Annotated in this window: 18 protein-coding genes; 14 read left to right on the top strand and 4 right to left on the bottom strand. The window is 71.6% G+C overall.

Translation table 11 applies throughout. The annotated features are described in order from the left end of the window. Nucleotides 1-654, bottom strand: a 654-nt coding sequence (locus BKE38_RS22390) for a flagellar motor switch protein FliM (protein WP_474104350.1), incomplete at its 3' end; no start/stop codon positions are given. Continuing rightward, nucleotides 655-1,119: a flagellar basal body-associated FliL family protein gene (locus BKE38_RS22385; protein ID WP_242662543.1), complete on the bottom strand. Its 465-nt coding sequence runs from the start codon at nt 1,117-1,119 to the stop codon at nt 655-657. Nucleotides 1,120-1,397: 278 nt separating this feature from the next. On the opposite strand from BKE38_RS22385, the gene fliF reads away from it, so the two are divergent. The 13 genes from fliF (at nt 1,398) to BKE38_RS22320 (ending at nt 14,166) form a co-directional block, all read left to right on the top strand. Further along, entirely contained in the window at nt 1,398-3,014 is a 1,617-nt protein-coding gene (gene fliF / locus BKE38_RS22380) for a flagellar basal-body MS-ring/collar protein FliF (RefSeq protein ID WP_076959449.1), read from the top strand. Further along, nucleotides 3,011-3,874, top strand: a complete 864-nt coding sequence (locus BKE38_RS22375) for a FliH/SctL family protein (protein WP_076959448.1) — start codon at nt 3,011-3,013, stop codon at nt 3,872-3,874. The genes fliF and BKE38_RS22375 overlap by 4 nt, the downstream gene beginning before the upstream one ends. Further along, nucleotides 3,871-4,155, top strand: a complete 285-nt coding sequence (locus BKE38_RS22370; RefSeq protein ID WP_076959447.1) for a FliM/FliN family flagellar motor switch protein — start codon at nt 3,871-3,873, stop codon at nt 4,153-4,155. Before BKE38_RS22375 ends, BKE38_RS22370 begins: the two co-directional genes overlap by 4 nt. 27 nt (nt 4,156-4,182) lie before the next feature. After that, nucleotides 4,183-5,022 (top strand): flagellar type III secretion system pore protein FliP, encoded by an 840-nt coding sequence (fliP, locus tag BKE38_RS22365; protein ID WP_165694256.1) that lies wholly within the window; start codon nt 4,183-4,185, stop codon nt 5,020-5,022. Continuing rightward, a complete protein-coding gene (locus BKE38_RS22360; protein ID WP_076959446.1) occupies nt 5,019-5,459 on the top strand; it encodes a hypothetical protein in 441 nt (146 codons plus the stop codon). The genes fliP and BKE38_RS22360 overlap by 4 nt, the downstream gene beginning before the upstream one ends. Then, entirely contained in the window at nt 5,456-6,487 is a 1,032-nt protein-coding gene (locus BKE38_RS33690; protein WP_083747779.1) for a flagellar motor switch protein FliG, read from the top strand. Before BKE38_RS22360 ends, BKE38_RS33690 begins: the two co-directional genes overlap by 4 nt. 45 nt (nt 6,488-6,532) lie before the next feature. Then, nucleotides 6,533-7,303 (top strand): hypothetical protein, encoded by a 771-nt coding sequence (locus tag BKE38_RS22350; protein ID WP_076959445.1) that lies wholly within the window; start codon nt 6,533-6,535, stop codon nt 7,301-7,303. A 57-nt stretch (nt 7,304-7,360) separates the two neighbouring features. Further along, nucleotides 7,361-8,314, top strand: coding sequence for a flagellar motor protein MotB (locus tag BKE38_RS22345; RefSeq protein ID WP_076959444.1), 954 nt, complete (start codon nt 7,361-7,363; stop codon nt 8,312-8,314). Between the two features lie 114 nt (nt 8,315-8,428). Then, nucleotides 8,429-9,949: a flagellar hook protein FlgE gene (locus BKE38_RS22340; RefSeq protein ID WP_076959443.1), complete on the top strand. Its 1,521-nt coding sequence runs from the start codon at nt 8,429-8,431 to the stop codon at nt 9,947-9,949. A gap of 115 nt (nt 9,950-10,064) precedes the next feature. Next, nucleotides 10,065-11,522: a flagellar hook-associated protein FlgK gene (flgK, locus tag BKE38_RS22335; RefSeq protein ID WP_076959442.1), complete on the top strand. Its 1,458-nt coding sequence runs from the start codon at nt 10,065-10,067 to the stop codon at nt 11,520-11,522. A gap of 20 nt (nt 11,523-11,542) precedes the next feature. After that, nucleotides 11,543-12,628, top strand: a complete 1,086-nt coding sequence (locus BKE38_RS22330; RefSeq protein ID WP_076959451.1) for a flagellin N-terminal helical domain-containing protein — start codon at nt 11,543-11,545, stop codon at nt 12,626-12,628. Nucleotides 12,629-12,682: 54 nt separating this feature from the next. After that, the gene (locus BKE38_RS22325; protein WP_076959441.1) at nt 12,683-13,030 is read left to right on the top strand and encodes a polysaccharide deacetylase; all 348 of its coding nucleotides are present in this window, start codon (nt 12,683-12,685) and stop codon (nt 13,028-13,030) included. Between the two features lie 14 nt (nt 13,031-13,044). Beyond that, nucleotides 13,045-14,166, top strand: a complete 1,122-nt coding sequence (locus BKE38_RS22320; protein ID WP_076959440.1) for a flagellar basal body P-ring protein FlgI — start codon at nt 13,045-13,047, stop codon at nt 14,164-14,166. Between the two features lie 22 nt (nt 14,167-14,188). On the opposite strand, the gene BKE38_RS22315 is transcribed toward BKE38_RS22320, so the two are convergent. Beyond that, on the bottom strand, nt 14,189-14,527 hold the full coding sequence (locus BKE38_RS22315) for a hypothetical protein (protein WP_076959439.1): 339 nt from the start codon (nt 14,525-14,527) through the stop codon (nt 14,189-14,191). 170 nt (nt 14,528-14,697) lie between these two features. Further along, nucleotides 14,698-15,078: a hypothetical protein gene (locus tag BKE38_RS32320; RefSeq protein ID WP_165694255.1), complete on the bottom strand. Its 381-nt coding sequence runs from the start codon at nt 15,076-15,078 to the stop codon at nt 14,698-14,700. 257 nt (nt 15,079-15,335) lie between these two features. Here BKE38_RS32320 and BKE38_RS22305 point away from each other — a divergent pair. Then, nucleotides 15,336-15,970, top strand: a 635-nt coding sequence (locus BKE38_RS22305) for a hypothetical protein (protein WP_131829685.1), incomplete at its 3' end; no start/stop codon positions are given.

Raw genomic sequence — 15,970 nt, 5'->3', positions numbered from 1 at the left:
CTCGAAGCGCTCGAGGCGGAAGGAGGCCGGGCAGACCGCCTCGAAGGCGCGGCTCATGTCGTTGGTGACGATCGAGACGAATTTTTCCACGAAGGTGCGCTCGATCGGCGTGTAGGGGCGGCCCTCGATCCGCTGCAGCTCGTTGCGCCGGCCGCCCAGCAGGATGTCGACGATCGAGCCGATCAGCCGCGAATCCAGTGCCGCCAGGCAATACCCGTCCCATTCCTCAATGCGGATGATGCCGATCAGGGCGGGCAGGGTGATGGTGTCGAGGAAGGCGCCGACGCGCACCGGCCGGGTGCGGTCGATGACCACGTCGGCATTGTCGGCAGTGAATTTTCGCGCGCTGCTGGTCATCAGCCGCGCCAGCCGGTCGACCACGATGTCGAGCATCGGCAGCTTCTCGAAGCGCACCGCGCCGCCGACCAGCGCCTCCAGGCCCCGGCGCGGCCCATCGTCGGCCGGGGCCTCGGGCCCGCCGAACAGATCGTCGATGTCGCCCTGGCCCATGTCGACGCCGGCGGCGCCCCAGTCGGCCATGGGGTCGTCGGCCGGATCGCCGGCGGATTGACCGGCAGGCTCGCCGGCGGCGGCCTCCGGGATCGGCTTCGGGGTTTCGTCCGGGACCGGCTCGCTGCCGTCGGTGCCGCTCATTCAGGCCACCACGAAGCTGGTGATCAGCACGTCGCGCACCCGGCCGGGACCCAGCACCAGCTCGAAGCGGCGGTGCAGGTCGCCGCGCAGCCGGTCCATGGCCAGCGCCCCCTCCATCTCGCCTTCCCGCAGGGTGCGCAGATAGAGGACCAGGCTGTCATAGATGCGCGGGCTCAGCAGCTCCGGCTGCACCTGGGCCGGGTCGCCATTGACCTCGACCGCCAGCTTCAGCCGCAGCTGCCGCGGCCGCCCGGCATTGGGCAGCGACAGCGTCATCTCGGGGAATTCGACGAAGCTCGGCTTGCCGGGCACGGCGGCCGTCGCAGCGGGGGCGGGCGCCGCCTCCCCCTCCGCCGCATGGCCGCTGCCGAGCAGCGCCTGCACCGCCGGCACATAGAACCAGGCGCCGGCCCCGGCGCCCGCCAGCACCAGCAGGGGCAGCAGCAGCAGGAGCAGCCGCTTCATCCCGCCCGCCTTCCTGGCCGGCTTCTCGGGCGGTTTCGCGGCTTTTTCCGCGGTGGTCGAGGACATGGGGGGCGGATCTCCCGTCTCTGACGATTTTTCGCGCGACAAGCGGAGTGGCGCCAGATATAAACCGACGCGTTCTCGCATGCCACGCTAAAAACAACCACGGGTCGAACTCCGCCGGTCCAGGCCGGTGAATTAAGGAAATATTTCGCAGACACGGCGTCGAGCGCGCCGCGGCGCTGCCGAAGCAGCCAGCATGGGGCGATAGAAGGTCGATGCAGCAAGTCAGGACCCTGGGACCCGGCTTCGATCTGGGGGGTTTGGGCGGCAGCCTGGCGCGGCTGGGGCCGGCGCGGCTTGCAGGCCTGGTCGGCGTGGCGCTGGCGGCGCTGCTGGCGGTCGTGCTGGTGGCGCGATCGGCCCATGCGCCGACCGGGCTGCTCTATGCCGGGCTCGAGCCCGCCGATGCCGGCCGCATGGCCGCGCGGCTGGAGGAGCTCAAGATCCCGGTCGAGGCGCGCGGCGACGGCAGCATCTTCGTGCCCCCCGAGCAGGTGGCGCGGCTGCGCATGCAGCTGGCGGCCGAGGGCCTGCCGCGCCAGGGCGGCGCCGGCTACGAGCTGCTCGACCAGGCGAGCCCGATGCAGATGACCTCCTTCATGCAGCGGGTGCAGCGGCTGCGCGCCCTGGAAGGCGAGCTGGCGCGGACCATCGTCACCCTGCAGGGGGTGCGCGCCGCCCGCGTCCATATCGTGCTGCCCGAGCGCGAGAGTTTCTCCCGTGATGCGCCATCGCCCACCGCCTCGGTCACGGTCACCACCGCAGCCGGGCAGCGGCTGGGCAGCGCGCCGGCGCAGGCGATCCGCCTGCTGGTCGCCGGTGCCGTGCCGCGGCTGCGGCAGGAGGATGTCTCGGTGATGGACAGCGCCGGCGTGGTGCTGGCCGCCGATGGCGGCATGGCCGCCGCCGCCGGGCGACTGGGAGAAATCCGCAGCGCCCAGGAGCAGGCGCTGCAGCGCGCCGTGCTCGACCTGCTGGAGCCGATCGTCGGCCGCGGCAAGGTGCGCGCCGTGGCCAGCGTCGAGATCGAGGGCGCCCGCATGGTGGCCCGCGCCGAGACCTATGACCCGCTCGGCCAGGTCGAGCGCGGCCGGCAGCTGCAGACCGAGCAGGAGAACACCGAGGATGGCCGCGGCCAGCAGCCGGTGACGGTGGGCCAGAACCTGCCCAACCAGCAGGCCGGCGGCAATGCGCAGCGCAGCGTCTCGGCGATCCAGCGCAACAACCAGACGGTGAATTTCGAGATCTCCTCCAAGGTGGAGGAGACGGTGCGCGAGCCCGGCACGCTGAAGCGCCTGAGCGTCGCCGTCGTCGTCGATGGCCTGCTCGATGCCGAGGGCAAGCCGCAGCCCCGACCGAAGGAGGAGCTGGACCGGCTGGCGGCGCTGGTGCGCTCGGCCGTCGGCTTCAGCCAGAGCCGCGGCGACACGCTGACCGTCGACACCCTGACCTTCCTGCCGGAGGAAGGCGCCGGCACCCTGGCCGAGGCCGGCGGCGCCGGCGCCCCGGTGATCGCCGGGCTGAACGCCAACCAGCTGGCCATGATCGGCGGCGGCGCGCTGCTGGCGCTGGGCGCCGGCGGGCTGATGCTGCGGCGCCGGAAGCAGCAGCAGCGCGCGGCGCTGGCCGCCGCCGTCGCCGCCGCCGAGGCAGCCGCCGCGGCCGAGGCCGCCGCCCAGGCCAACAGCATGGACGAGGCAATCGCAACGGTGGGCCTCGACCTGCAGGTGCGGCTGTCCTCGCTGACCGCGCTGCACGAGATCATCGACAACCGGCCGGAAGAGGCGCTGGCGGTGGTGCGCAGCTGGATCGAGGAGGGGACGCCGGCATGACCTATCTGCGCCCCTTCCACCCGCCGGCGCTGACCGCGCTGATCGCCGACGAGGATGGTTCGGCCGCCGCGCGGCTGCGCGCCGAGGAGCGGATCCGCAGCACCGCGCTGGAAGCGGGGCGGATGCGCGGGCTGGAGGAAGGCCTGGCCCTTGGCCGCGCCGAGGGGCGCGAGGCAGGGAAGGCCGAGGCCGCCAAGGAGGCCAGGGCCGAGCTGGCCCGCCGCGGCCTGCGAGGCGCCGCCGCCGCGGCCGAGGCGCTGGAGCAGCTGCTGGCCCGGCGCGCCGAGGACCGGCGGATGCTCGATGCCGATCTGCGCGCGGCGCTGGTCGCCGGGCTGCAGGCGGTCTTCCCGGCGCTGCTGGCACGCGCCGCCGGCGGCGAGGTGGCCGCCCTGCTGGCCGAGGCGCTGACCGAGCGCGCGGCCGACACCATCACGCTGCGCGCCCATCCGGCAACGCTCGCCGAGGCGGAGAAGGACGGGCTGCCCGGGCTGGAGCCGCCGGTGCGGCTGCGGCTGCTGCCCGATCCCACCCTGCCGGAAGGCCAGGCCGAGGCCGGCTGGAGCGATGGCGGGCTGCTCTACGATCCGGCGGCGCTGATGGGACGGGTGCTAGCGGTGCTGGGCGCGCCCTCGCCGATGCTCGCGCCCGAGCTGGCCGGGCCGCCGCCGCAACCGGCGCCGGCACCGCAATCCGTGCCGCCACCATCCTTGCCGCAGACGCCCGTGCCTCAGGCGATGGCGCCGTCCGTCCTTGCCGCCGCGCCGGGCCTGACCGTCACCCTGACCCGCGACCCGGCCGGCACCGCCGCCATCCCGCCTGATGCGCCCCTGCCTGCGCCTGAGGAGACCACGCCGTGAGCGAAACCGTATCATCCTCCGAGAACCCGTTCCTGGCCGAGCGCCGGCCGCGCATCATGGACATCCCCGTCAATGTGCAGGTGGTGCTGGGCAACAAGCGCCTGCCGATGGCGGCGCTCTTCGACCTCAGCCGCGGCTCGGTCATCGAATTCGACAAGAAGGTCGGCGAGCCGATCGACCTGATGGCCAATGAGCGGCTGATCGCCCGCGGCGAGATCCAGATCACCGATGACGGGCGGCTGTCGATCTCGATCACCGAGATCGTCTCCTCCTCCAGCTGATCCCCGACGCCGCGGAGAGCCGGCAGAATGCCGCTTCCCCCCCCGCTCCAGGCGCCCGCCGCCGCGCCGCGCCGCTGGCCGCTGCTGCTGCTGGCGCTGCTCGCCCTGACCCTGTTGGCGGCGCCCGCGCTCGGCCAGAGCGTCACGCTGAACATCGGCCCGAACGACGCGCCGGCCGTGCCCGGCGGCCAGCAGAGCCTGACCACCAACGTGGTCGCGCTGATCGTCGCGACCACCCTGCTGGCGCTCGCCCCCGGCCTGCTGGTGGTGGCCACCGCCTTCACCCGCATCGTCGTGGTGCTGTCGATGCTGCGCACCGCGCTTGGCCTGCAGCAGTCGCCGCCGAACTCGGTGGTGGTCAGCCTCAGCCTGTTCCTGGCGGCCTTCGTCATGGCGCCGGTGCTGGAGCGCGCCTGGAACGACGCGGCGCGCCCGCTGATGGACGGCACCATCACCGAAGAGATGGCGGCCGAGCGCGCCATCCTGCCCTTCCGCGGCTTCATGGAAGCCAATGTGCGGGAGCGCGACCTGGCGCTGTTCATCGAGATCGCCCGCTGGGAGCCGCCCGGCGCCAAGGAGGGCGAGGCCCCGGCCGCGCGCGGCGCCGCGGCGCGGCAGCAGGTGCCGCTGCATATCCTCTCGGCGGCCTTCATCATCTCCGAGCTGAACAAGGCTTTCCAGATCGGCTTCCTGCTCTTCCTGCCCTTCCTGGCGATCGACATCGCCATCAGCTCGGTGCTGATGGGCATGGGCATGATGATGCTGCCGCCCGTCGTGGTCAGCCTGCCCTTCAAGCTGATCTTCTTCGTTCTTGTCGACGGCTGGACCCTGGTGGCCGGCGCCCTGGTGCGGAGTTTCTCCACGTGACCGCAGCCGAGGACGGTGACGCCCCCGCGCAGGCCCTGGTCGCCCTGCCCGAGGCGGCGCGGGCCGAGGCGGCGCGGCCCGAGGCGGCGCGGCGTCCCGCCTGGCGCATCCGCCGCCGGCGCGCGCTGGCCTCGGCGCTGCGCCGCGTCGCCTTGAGAGAAATGCTGGACCTGCCGCCGGAGCCGCTGCGGGCGCGGCTGCTCGCCATCGCGGCCAGCCAGGGCGTCTTCCTGCCGTCCGGGCCCGAGGCCGACCTGTCCGAGCTGGTCGCCCGGATTGAGCCCGGCACCACCCTGCCGGTCGAGCTGGTGCCGGTGCTGGCGGCGCTGCTGCAGCCGCTCTTCGGTCCGCCGGCTGCGCTGCCCCTCGGGCTGATGCCCCTGGGCGCCCTGCCTGAGACGATCACGACCGCCGAACCGCGGAGCCCTGCCCGATGAAAGCCCCCGAGGCGCGCCGCGCCGTCCGCACCATCGACAACCGGTCCGACCCGCTGTCCGATGTCGCCGTGCTCTTCATGGCGCTGGACGAGCACCGCAGCCAGCAGCTCTTCGACAAGCTGGAGGAGCATGAGATCCGCCGGGTCAGCCGCTCCATGGCCAATCTCGGCAAGATCGACATCGACCAGGTGGAGCGTGTCATCAACCGCTTCCGCGGCGAGGTCGGCCGCACCGGCACCGTGGTCGGCACCGCCGAGACCACCGAGCGGCTGCTGCGCCGCATGCTGCCCTCGGAGAAGGTCAACGAGATCATGGACGAGATCCGTGGTCCCGAGGGCAAGACCATGTGGGAGAAGCTGGCCAATATCTCGCCGGAGGTGCTGGCGACCTATCTGCGCACCGAGCTGGCGCAGACCTCGGCGGTGATCCTGGCCAAGCTGCCGGCGCAGCATGCGGCGCGCGTGTTGGCGCTGCTGACGCCGGCCTCGATCGACGAGATCGTGCTGCGCATGGTGCGGATGGACAGCATCCAGAAGGGCGTGCTGCAGGATATTGAGCTGACCCTGCAGAAGGAGTTCATCACCAACCTCAGCCGCAGCTACGAGCGCGACAGCTCGCAGATCGTGGCCGAGATCATGAACCGCGCCGACAAGGGGCTGGTCGAGCAGCTGATGCGCAGCATCGAGACGCGCGAGCCCTCGGCCGCCGCGCGCATCCGCCGCATCATGTTCACCTTCGGCGACCTGATCCGCGTCGACCGCTCGACCTTCGCGACGCTGGTCGCCGAATGCCCGGCCGACAAGCTGCAGGTGGCGCTGACCGCCGCCAGCCCCGAGCTGCGCGAGCTCTTCCTGTCGAGCATGTCGGAACGCGCCGCCACCATGATGCGCGACGAGATCGAGAACATGCCGGCGCAGCGGCGCAAGGCGGTGGAGGAGGCGCAGGCCGACATCATCACCATCGCCAAGCGCCTGGCCGACGAGGGCCGCATCTTCATCCTGGAGGAGGACGAGGTCGGGGACTCCTGACGTCAGAAGTCTTCCCTGCCCCAGTGACCGCAGAAGGAGCGCCGCGTGACCCCTGGCCGGCCCGACGACCTGGCCCAGGTGCCGCCCATCGCCGGCACCGCCCGCCGCGATCTGGCCCGGCGCGATGCCGTGGCGACGCCGCCCGGGACGCTGGGCGCCGAGGCGGGGGCCGGCTATGCCGCCGCCGCCCGGGCGCTGAGCGCCGTGCCGCCGCTGGGCAAGCCCGACGTCCCGATCGCCGAATGGACCCGCGGGCTGGATGCCGACGCCGCCGGGGCCGCGGACCTGGCGGCGCTGCTGCCGGGCGGGCCGGCCGGCCTCGCTGTGCCGCTGGCGCTCGGCCTGCTGCGCCCCGACGTGCGGCGCTGGCTCGGGCCAGAGCGGCTGGCTGCCCTGGCCGCCCGGCTGCAGCTGGCCGAGGCCGAGGTCGTGGCGCTGCTCGACGCGCCGCCGCCGCTGCCGGCCAGCCTTGGCGAGCTGCAGGCCTGGCATGCGCGGCAGTTGCCGATGCTGGGGCCGGCCGGAGGGCTGGTCTGGCTGGCGCTGTTCTGGCGGCCCGACCGCGGCGCCCGCGTCGGGCCCAGGCCCACCGCGCGGCATGCGCTGGCGGCCCAGCTCAGCCTGCCCGCCACGGGGCGCATCGACCTGCGCGCCCGGCTGGAGGAGGGACGGATGGACGCCGTGCTGGAGACCGCGCAGCCGCTGCCGCGATTGACCGTGCTGGCGATGACCGAGGGCTTCGCGGCGGCGCTGCACCGGCTGCGGCTGCAGGGCAGCCTGACGGTGCGGCACAGCGCCGCCGAGCGGCAGACTTGAAATGCGAAAAACGAAGGCGCTAGATGGATGCCGCTGCAGCACGGGCAGGCCTAAGGCATGAGCGCGGACGACCACCTCAAGCGCCCGATCATCATCAAGAAGCACCACGGCGACCATGACGACGAGCATGGCGGGCAGTGGAAGATCGCCTATGCCGACTTCGTCACGGCGATGATGGCCTTCTTCCTGGTGATGTGGCTGCTCTCCAGCACCACCCAGTCGCAGCGCGAGGGTATCGCCCAGTTCTTCACCGCCTCCTCGATCCTCGACATGCCGTCCGGCACGGGGGCGCTGGATGGCGGCCGCTCGGTGCTGGTCGCCGGCGACGACCGCCAGGCCTCGCTCACCCAGACCGACGAGGGCGGCGCCCAGGGCGAGAACCAGGGCGGCGAGGCCGCGGGCGACGGGCAGGCAGCGCCGAGCCCTGCGCCGCAGCAGCAGCTGCAGGCCGATGGCGCCGCGGTCTCGACCCGCGACCCGATCGAGCGGCAGCGCTTCGACGCGCTGAAGGCCGAGCTGGAGCGCCAGGCCGCCAGCGAGGCGCTGAAGGAGTTCTCGCAAAACATCCAGATCGAGATGACGCCCGAAGGGCTGCGGCTGCAGATCTTCGACCGCGACGGCGCGCCGATGTTCGCCCCCGGCAGCTTCGACCCGACGCCGCGGCTGTCGCGCATCCTGGAGGTGGTGGGCAGCGTGCTGGCCACCGTGCCGAACGAGGTGGTGGTCGCCGGCCATACCGACGCGCAGAGCTACCAGCGCGGCAATTACGGCAACTGGGAGCTCTCGGCCGACCGCGCCAACAGCGCCCGCCGCCTGCTGGAGCGCGCCCGCGTCGCTTCCGGCCGGATGTATCGCGTCGAGGGCAGGGCGGCGGTCGATCCGCTGATGCCCGACGCGCCGAACGACGCGCGCAACCGCCGCATCGCCATCACCGTGCTGCGCAGCGACGTGGTCGCCGAGGCGCGCGCGGCCGAGACGGCGCAGCGCCGTGCCCAGGAACCGCGGCGGTGAAACCCCGCGCTTTTTCCGGCCTGCTGGCAGAAGCCGGCGCCGGTCCCCGACCCGCATCCGGTGCGGCCTGGCCGCGCCGGGACCTGTGTCACTGCTCTTCATGAGGGACCGCCGATGACGGCCATCAATGCCCTGCGCACCAGCACCTCGGGCCTGAACGCCCAGTCGACCAAGCTGGCCGGCATTTCCAACAACATCGCCAACAGCTCGACCGTCGGCTACAAGCGGGTCGACACCCAGTTCGAGAGCCTGGTGCTGGAAGGCTCCAGCCAGGGCTCCTATGCGCTGGCCGGCGTCGCGCCGCGCAACCGGCTGGAGATCAGCAAGGTCGGCCAGGTGCAGGCCACCGGCGTCGACACCGACGTCGCCGTCAACGGCAACGGCTTCCTGGTGGTCAACGAGACCTCGGAGAGCAGCGGCAAGTATCTGGCGACCCGCGCCGGCTCCTTCCGCCCCGACGCCTTCGGCAATCTGCTGAACACCGCCGGCTACTACCTGCAGGGCGTCAAGCTGGGCGCCGACGGCAATCCGGTGGGCAGCCTCGGCGACAACAATGTCGACAGCCTGACCACGGTGAACATCAACAACATCAGCGTGGCCTCGGCGCCGACCACCGAGATGCGGGTCTGGATGAACCTGCCGAAGGAGCAGAGCGGCTATGCCAACCCGCCGCCGCTGACCAATGCCTTCACCAGCAGCATCGACTACTACGACGCCACGGGTGGCACCCAGACCCTGACCTACCGCTACACCCCGGTGCTGCCGGAGCAGGACGGCGCCAGCGACACCTCGACCTGGACGTTGGAGATCTTCGACAGCGCCTCGGGCGACCTGGCGGCGACCGATGTCTACGACACCACCAAGCGCGTCGCCGCCATCGGCATGCAGTTCTGGAGCAACGGCATCAATGCCGGCACCCTGGCTGCGGTCTGGGACAGCAACGCGCAGACCGCGGGCGTGGCCCAGGTGTCGCCGGGCTTCACCACCCCGGCCGGCTCTTCCCCGCTGCTCACCGGCACGCCGAACCCGGCGACCTATGGCGCCGTCGCCAGCACGCCGGCCAGCGACTACGGCACGCCGGACAACCTGGCCGCCGCCAGCGTGCTCGGCGCCTATGACGCCGAGAAGGGCATCCTGACCATCAAGGTCGGCGTGCAGGGCGGCTTCGCCGGCAGCGACCTGCCGATCACGCTGGGCACCTTCAACAGCTTCGAGGGCACGACGCAGCTGACCGGGCAGTACCTGCCGACCAAGATCGAGAAGAACGGCTCTGCCTTCGGCCTGCTCGAGCGCGTCTCGGTGCAGGATGACGGCATGGTCGTCGCCACCTTCTCCAACGGCAAGTCGCGGCCGATCTATGCGCTGAAGCTGGCGATCTTCCCCAATGCCAACGGGCTGAACCCGGTGCGCGGCGACGCCTTCGAGATGTCGCTGGCGGCCGGCGCGGTGCGGCTGCTCGATCCCGGCAGCGGGGCGGCCGGCACCACCTCGGGCGGCGCGCTGGAATCCTCCAACGTCGATATCGGCACCGAGCTCACCAACCTGATCGAGACCCAGCGCGCCTACAGCTCCAACGCGACCGTCATCCGCACGGCGGACCAGATGATGGAGGAGGCGACCAATCTGAAGCGCTGATCTTCCTGGATCAGCGCGGGAGCGTGACCGCGAGGCACCGGCCGGCGCCTCGCGACATGCGAAAAACTATCCTAGGATCGGCCCTGACAGGACGTCGCAGCATGAGCATCCCCGCATGAGCATCCAGGCCGCCCTTTCCAACGCGCTTTCCTCGCTCGCCGCCGAGCAGCGGCATGCGATGCTGCTGGCCAACAACATCGCCAATGCCAGCACCCCCGGCTATGTCCGCCGCGACCTGCCGCGCAGCGAGCGGCTGGTGGCAGGCACCGGCTCGGGCGTCAACACGCTGCCGACCCTGCGGCTGGGTGATGCGGCACTGGCCGCCACCTCCCGCGCCGCCGATGCCTCGGAGGCCTTCGCCAAGACCATCCAGACCGGGCTCGAGGCCTATAATTCCACCGTTGGCCAGCCGTCGGACGCGCGCTCGCTCTCCTCCAAGCTCGGCGCCTTCCAGACGGCGATGACCACGCTCTCCTCCAGCCCGGACAATGCGGTGTCGCAAGCCCAGGCGCTGGCGGCGGCGCAGGACCTGGTCGACACGCTGCACGACGCCGACGCGGCGGTGGGCCAGGCGCGGGCCGATGCCGATCTGGGCATCGCGACCGACGTGACCGCGGTGAACAAGTCGCTCGACAGCCTGGCCGAGATCGACCGGCAGATGTCGCTGGCCAGCGCCCGCGGCGCCTCGACCGCGGAATACGAGGACCGGCGCGACGTCATCCTGGCCGAGATCTCCGCCAAGCTGCCGATCCGCACCTTCGACAGCGGGCCCGGCAACTTCATCGTCATGACCGATGGCGGCAACACGCTCTACGACAGCACCCGGGCGCATCACCTGTCCTTCACCTCGACGCCCTTCATCACGGCCGAGGCGCGGCATCCGGCGATGCTGTCGGCGATCACGGTGGAAGGGCAGGGAGCGCTGCGCATCTCCGACACCGGCTCGATCGCTGCCGGCTTCGCACTGCGCGACGACATCCTGCCGAACTTCGTCGACATGCTCGACCAGGTCAGCGCCCGGCTGATCGACAGCTTCCAGGCCTCGGATCCGACGCTGACCGGCACCCAGGCCGGCCTCTTCACCGATGGCGGCGCCGCCAACTGGGACAGCAGCGGCGGCTTCTCGACCTTCACCGGCCTGTCGCGCCGCATCGCCATCAATGCCGCGGCCGATCCCGACCAGGGCGGCGTGCTGTGGAAGCTGCGCACCGGCATGCAGGCGACCAGCGACGCCAATGCCGCCGACAACTCCTATGTTCTGGCCGCGCTCGACGCGATGAACGTGGCGCGCAGCTATGACAGCACCACCGGCCTGCCGGGCTCGATGAACCTGTCGCAGGCGGCGTCGCAGAGCATCGGGTTGATGCAGTCCGAGCGCGCCGTCTGGACCGACCGCGCCGCCACCCGCGCCAACCTGGTGCTGGAGGCGCGGCAGGACCTGTCAAACAAGACCAGCGTCAATGTCGACGAGGAACTGCAGCGGCTGCTGCTGGTGCAGCAGACCTATTCTGCCTCCGTGCAGATCATCCAGGCGGCGTCGCGCATGCTCGACGAGCTGGGCCAGATCCGCTGAGGCGACAGGAGAGAGCGATGATGTCCGACCGCGTGTCCCCCTCCGGCATCGCCCTTGGCCGCCAGGCCGGGCTGATGCGGATGCAGAGCGACCTGGCCGTCCTGACCGCCGAGATGTCCTCCGGACGCAAGGCCGATCCGGCGCGCAGCCTGGGCGTCGGCGCCTCGCTGCTCTACAAGCTCTATGGCGACGTGCAGCAGGGCGAGGCGATCAAGAACGCGACCAGCCTGGCCGGCGAGCGGCTGAAGACCATGCAGACCGCCATGACCTCGATCGGCGACCTGATGGACCAGATGTCGCCCGAGATCCTCAAGGTCGATCAGCTGAAGGACAATGGCTACACCATCATCGCCAGCCACGCCAAGGAAGTGCTGGGCAGCCTGACCGACCTGCTGAACGCGCATTGGGACGGGCAGAATATTTTTGGCGGGACCGATACGTCCAAGCCACCGGTTGCAGATTCGGCGGCGCTGGCGGCCTGGGCTTCCGGGCAGCTGACCACGGCGGTGACGGCGGCCGGCGCGCCGCTCGACGCGACCCAGACGACGACCATGCTGGCCGGTTTCGACGCCATGTTCGCCAATGTCCAGCGCGACGCGACGGGAACAACCTCCTTCTACGGGCTGGTCTATGTCTCGACCAGCCGCACCGCGATGAACGGCAGCACCGACCCGGAGAGCGACGCCAATTCCCTGGTGCGCATCGGCGCCGGCGAGACGCTGAGCTACAATGTCCGCGCCGACAACGACACTTTCAAGAACGCCTATGAGGCGTTGTCGATGCTGACCCTGCTGGACGCGCCGGACACCTCGCTGTCGGAGGAGGCGCGCACCGCCATTCTCGACAAGGCGGGCGACCTGATGCGCACGGCGCGCGCACAGCTGACCGTCGTCGCCGGCGTGCTGGGGACCAAGCAGCAGCGGCTGCAGAACGTCGCCGACATCCAGGATCGCGCGGTCAGCGCCGCGACCGCCCAGATCAACGATCTGGAAGCCTCGGACTACTACACCGTCTCCGACCGCATCAGCCAGCTGCAGCTGCAGCTGCAGGCGACCTACAGCATCACCGCGCGCCTCGCCGATCTCAGCTTCGTCAACTACCTCTGAACTTTCCTGCGCTGCGCGCGCTTGTCCGCGGGCCAGGACACGGAGAATCCGGACATGCCTTCCAGCCAGCTTCCCTTGGCCGATCCGCCCTTCGTCCCGCTGGCGCTGGAGGAGGAGGACATCGCCACCTATGCCGCCATTGCCGAGGCACTGGGCTGCGGCACCGAGGATTGCGCCGAGGGCTTCATGATGGCGACGCCGCTCGCGCGGGAGGCGGCGGTGCAGCTCTGGGGCGCGGTGCAGCGGCTGCAGGAGGCGCGGCCGCTGCCGCCCGAAGCGCGGCTGCAGCGCGACCTGCAGGTGCAGGAGGCGCTGGAGGCGCTGAAGTCGCTGATCGGGCTGAACCCGGCGGTGATGCCGCTGGCCTCGCTGGCGATCGCCGGCCTGCGCTACAAGAGCTGACGGGAGGCGCCGCCATGCCGCGCCGCATCCTGCGTCACACGAAATTTCTCGGTCTGCTGCTGGGGCTGCTGCTGCCGGCGCTGCCCGCAAGCGCCCAGGTGCGGCTGAAGGACATCATCACCATCGAGGGGGTGCGGGGGAACCAGCTGGTCGGCTACGGGCTGGTGATCGGGCTGCAGGGCACCGGCGACCAGCTGCGCAACAACCCCTTCACCCTGCAGAGCCTGAGCGCCATGCTCGAGCGCATGGGCATCAACGTGGCCGATGCCCGGGTGCAGACCCGCAACACCGCGGCCGTCATCGTCACTGCCACCCTGCCGCCCTTCGCGCGGCAGGGCACGCTGATCGACGTGCAGGCCTCCTCGCTGGGTGACAGCCGCAGCCTCAATGGCGGCACGCTGATCGTGACGCCGCTGCTCGGCGCCGATGGCGAGGTCTATGCGGTGGCCCAGGGGCCGGTGGTGGTCGGCGGCTTCCAGGCCGGCGGCCAGGCGCAGAGCGTCAGCAGCGGCGTCACCACCCAGGGCCGCGTCCCCAGCGGCGGCATGGTCGAGCGCGAGGTGCCCATCGAGCTGCGCAATGCCGAGGTGCTGCGCCTGTCGCTGCGTGCCCCGGACTTCACCACGGCGTTGCGCATCGAGGAAGCGCTGAACCGCCGCTTCGGCCCCGACACGGCTTCGGCACTGGACCTGGCGACGGTGCAGCTGCGCGTCCCCGTCGCCTTTCGCGAGCGGCTGCCGGCGCTGGTCGCCCAGATGGAAAGCCTGCCGATCACGCCGGAGACGCCGGCACGGGTGGTGATCGACGAGCGCACCGGCACCATCGTCGTCGGTGCCCAGGTGCGCATCGATCCGGTCGCCATCACCCATGGCAATCTGGTGATCCGCGTCACCGAGACACCGCAGGTCAGCCAGCCCAACCCGCTCTCGGGCGGCGAGACGGTGGTGGTGCCGCGCACCGATGTCGAGGTGGACGACCAGCGCGGCCGCCGCCTGGCGGTGGTGCCGCAGGCCTCGACGCTGAAGGATCTGGTGGATGGGCTGAACGCGCTGGGCCTGGCGCCGCGCGACCTGATCTCCGTGCTGATGGCGCTGAAAGCCAGCGGCGCCCTGCATGCGGAGCTGCAGTTTATCTGAGGCCCCTTCTTGGAGGAGAGGCTCAGCAATGGCCGGGGCTGTGGCCCCAGCCGGGATGGGCCAGCTCGCCCAGATGGTCCTCGAGGCCGGCGGCGCGCAGGGCGGCGATGCTCGCCCAGCCGCCCGGCCGGTCGACCTCCACCGCATGCAGGGCGATGCCGGCCTGCACGGCGTCATCCGGCCAGCCGCCTTCCCAGAGCTCGACATGGAAGCGCGCCTGCGCCTCGGAGGGGAAGGTTGCGACGGCATCGCGCCCGGCGGCGTTCAGCTTCGACCAGCAGGCCAGTGCCGGGGTGCGGCCGACATAGAGGCCGAGGCCCTGGTGGACGACGACATAGCCCTTGCTCGCGGTGAGCTTCATGCAGTCCTCATGACGGGGAAGGGGGCGCGCTCCATGCGCGCAGCAGCGCCGCGCGCGACGCGACGCGGCGCGTCGGCGGCGGCTGCATCATGCCCGCAAAGCCTCGCCCGTCAGAAGATCAACGGTGTCTCAAAATCGCCTGACCAAGATGTGCGCAGCATCCGCCGGACTTAACGCAGCCCGCCAAATTGCTGCCGGGTCCACCAGTCGCTCAGCAGGTCGCGGCCGACGCCGGGGCGGCGCAGGGTGTCGGTGTCGGCCCGCGCCTCCTGCACCGGCGCGGCGATGGCGGCGCTCGGTCCGGCGCCGGGCCCGGCCTGGGTCAGAGGCGCGGCCGGCAGGGCAGCGCCGGGGCGCGGCGGCGGGGTGGGCGCGTTGCGCGCCTCGGCCTGGGCCGGCCGGCGCGGGCCCAGCGGGTCGAAGGCGCGGGCGTCGAAGCTGTCGCTGCGCAGCCCCTCGGCCGAGAGCGGCGGCAGCGGCTGGCGCACCGGCTGCGCCGCCGCCGGCAGGGCGCTGCAGGCCAGGAGGAGGAGCATGAGGCCAGGACGCATGGTGGCGGGGATCCTCCGGGTCGGGACGGCGGGCAGGGGGGACGGGGCAGGTCCCGGCTGTTGCGGTGAACGGACGGCGCCGCCCTGCGTTGCCGGCTTCCGCGATGATGTTTCAGTTTCTGGCAAGATTTCCGGGAGCATCAGGCTTTGTTAACCGCCCCCTTCCATACTCCTGCCATTCGCTGAACTGCGGAAAGCCAGCCAGAAAGGCGGATCTGTCGCCCGATGCCTTGCGCCGCCAGGACATGGAACAATCGATGTCGCTCGGCCTGACCCTGTTGCTGAACGCCGCCGGTGCGGCGCTGGACCGGCTCTGGCTGTCGCGGCTGGGCCGCGATGCCCCGGTGGTGCTGCCGGACTATCTCGATCCCGGCCTGGCCGCGCCGCTCGAGGCGGCAGGCCCTGCCGAGGAAGCTGCCATCCGCGACCAGCTGCTGGCCATCGGCGGTCAGATGCGCGCCATCGGCCTGGCGCCGCTGACCCGCGCCGTGCTTGCCGCGCCGCTGACCGACCGCCGCCGCGCCGCCCTGCTGGCCCTGGCCGGCAGCGACCGCTGGGAGGCCCTGCCCGGCGGGCTGCGCCGCCGCGCCGCCGCCGATGGCGGCTGCTACCTGCTGGAATGCCGCGCCGGCGCCGATGCTGACCATGCGCCGCATGCCGTGGCCGAGCAGCGGCAGCAGCTCTGGCACTGCCCGATGGCATTTCAGCACCGGCCGGAGGTCGCGCCGTGCCTGGCGCGCAGCGGCGGCGCCGACTGCCTGTCGATCGAGGCGGCGCTGCGCGACGTGGTGCTGGGACTGCAGACCGCCGGCCGCGCCGAGCTGGCCGAGGCCGCGGCCAACCTGGCGGGCCGCGACAGCCGCGCCTGGCTGCCGTCCGCGCCCCTCCTGCC

Source organism: Teichococcus deserti (assembly GCF_001982615.1).
In the GTDB taxonomy this organism is placed as follows: Bacteria; Pseudomonadota; Alphaproteobacteria; order Acetobacterales; family Acetobacteraceae; genus Pseudoroseomonas; species Pseudoroseomonas deserti.
This window is presented reverse-complemented; position numbering and strand designations above follow the sequence as displayed.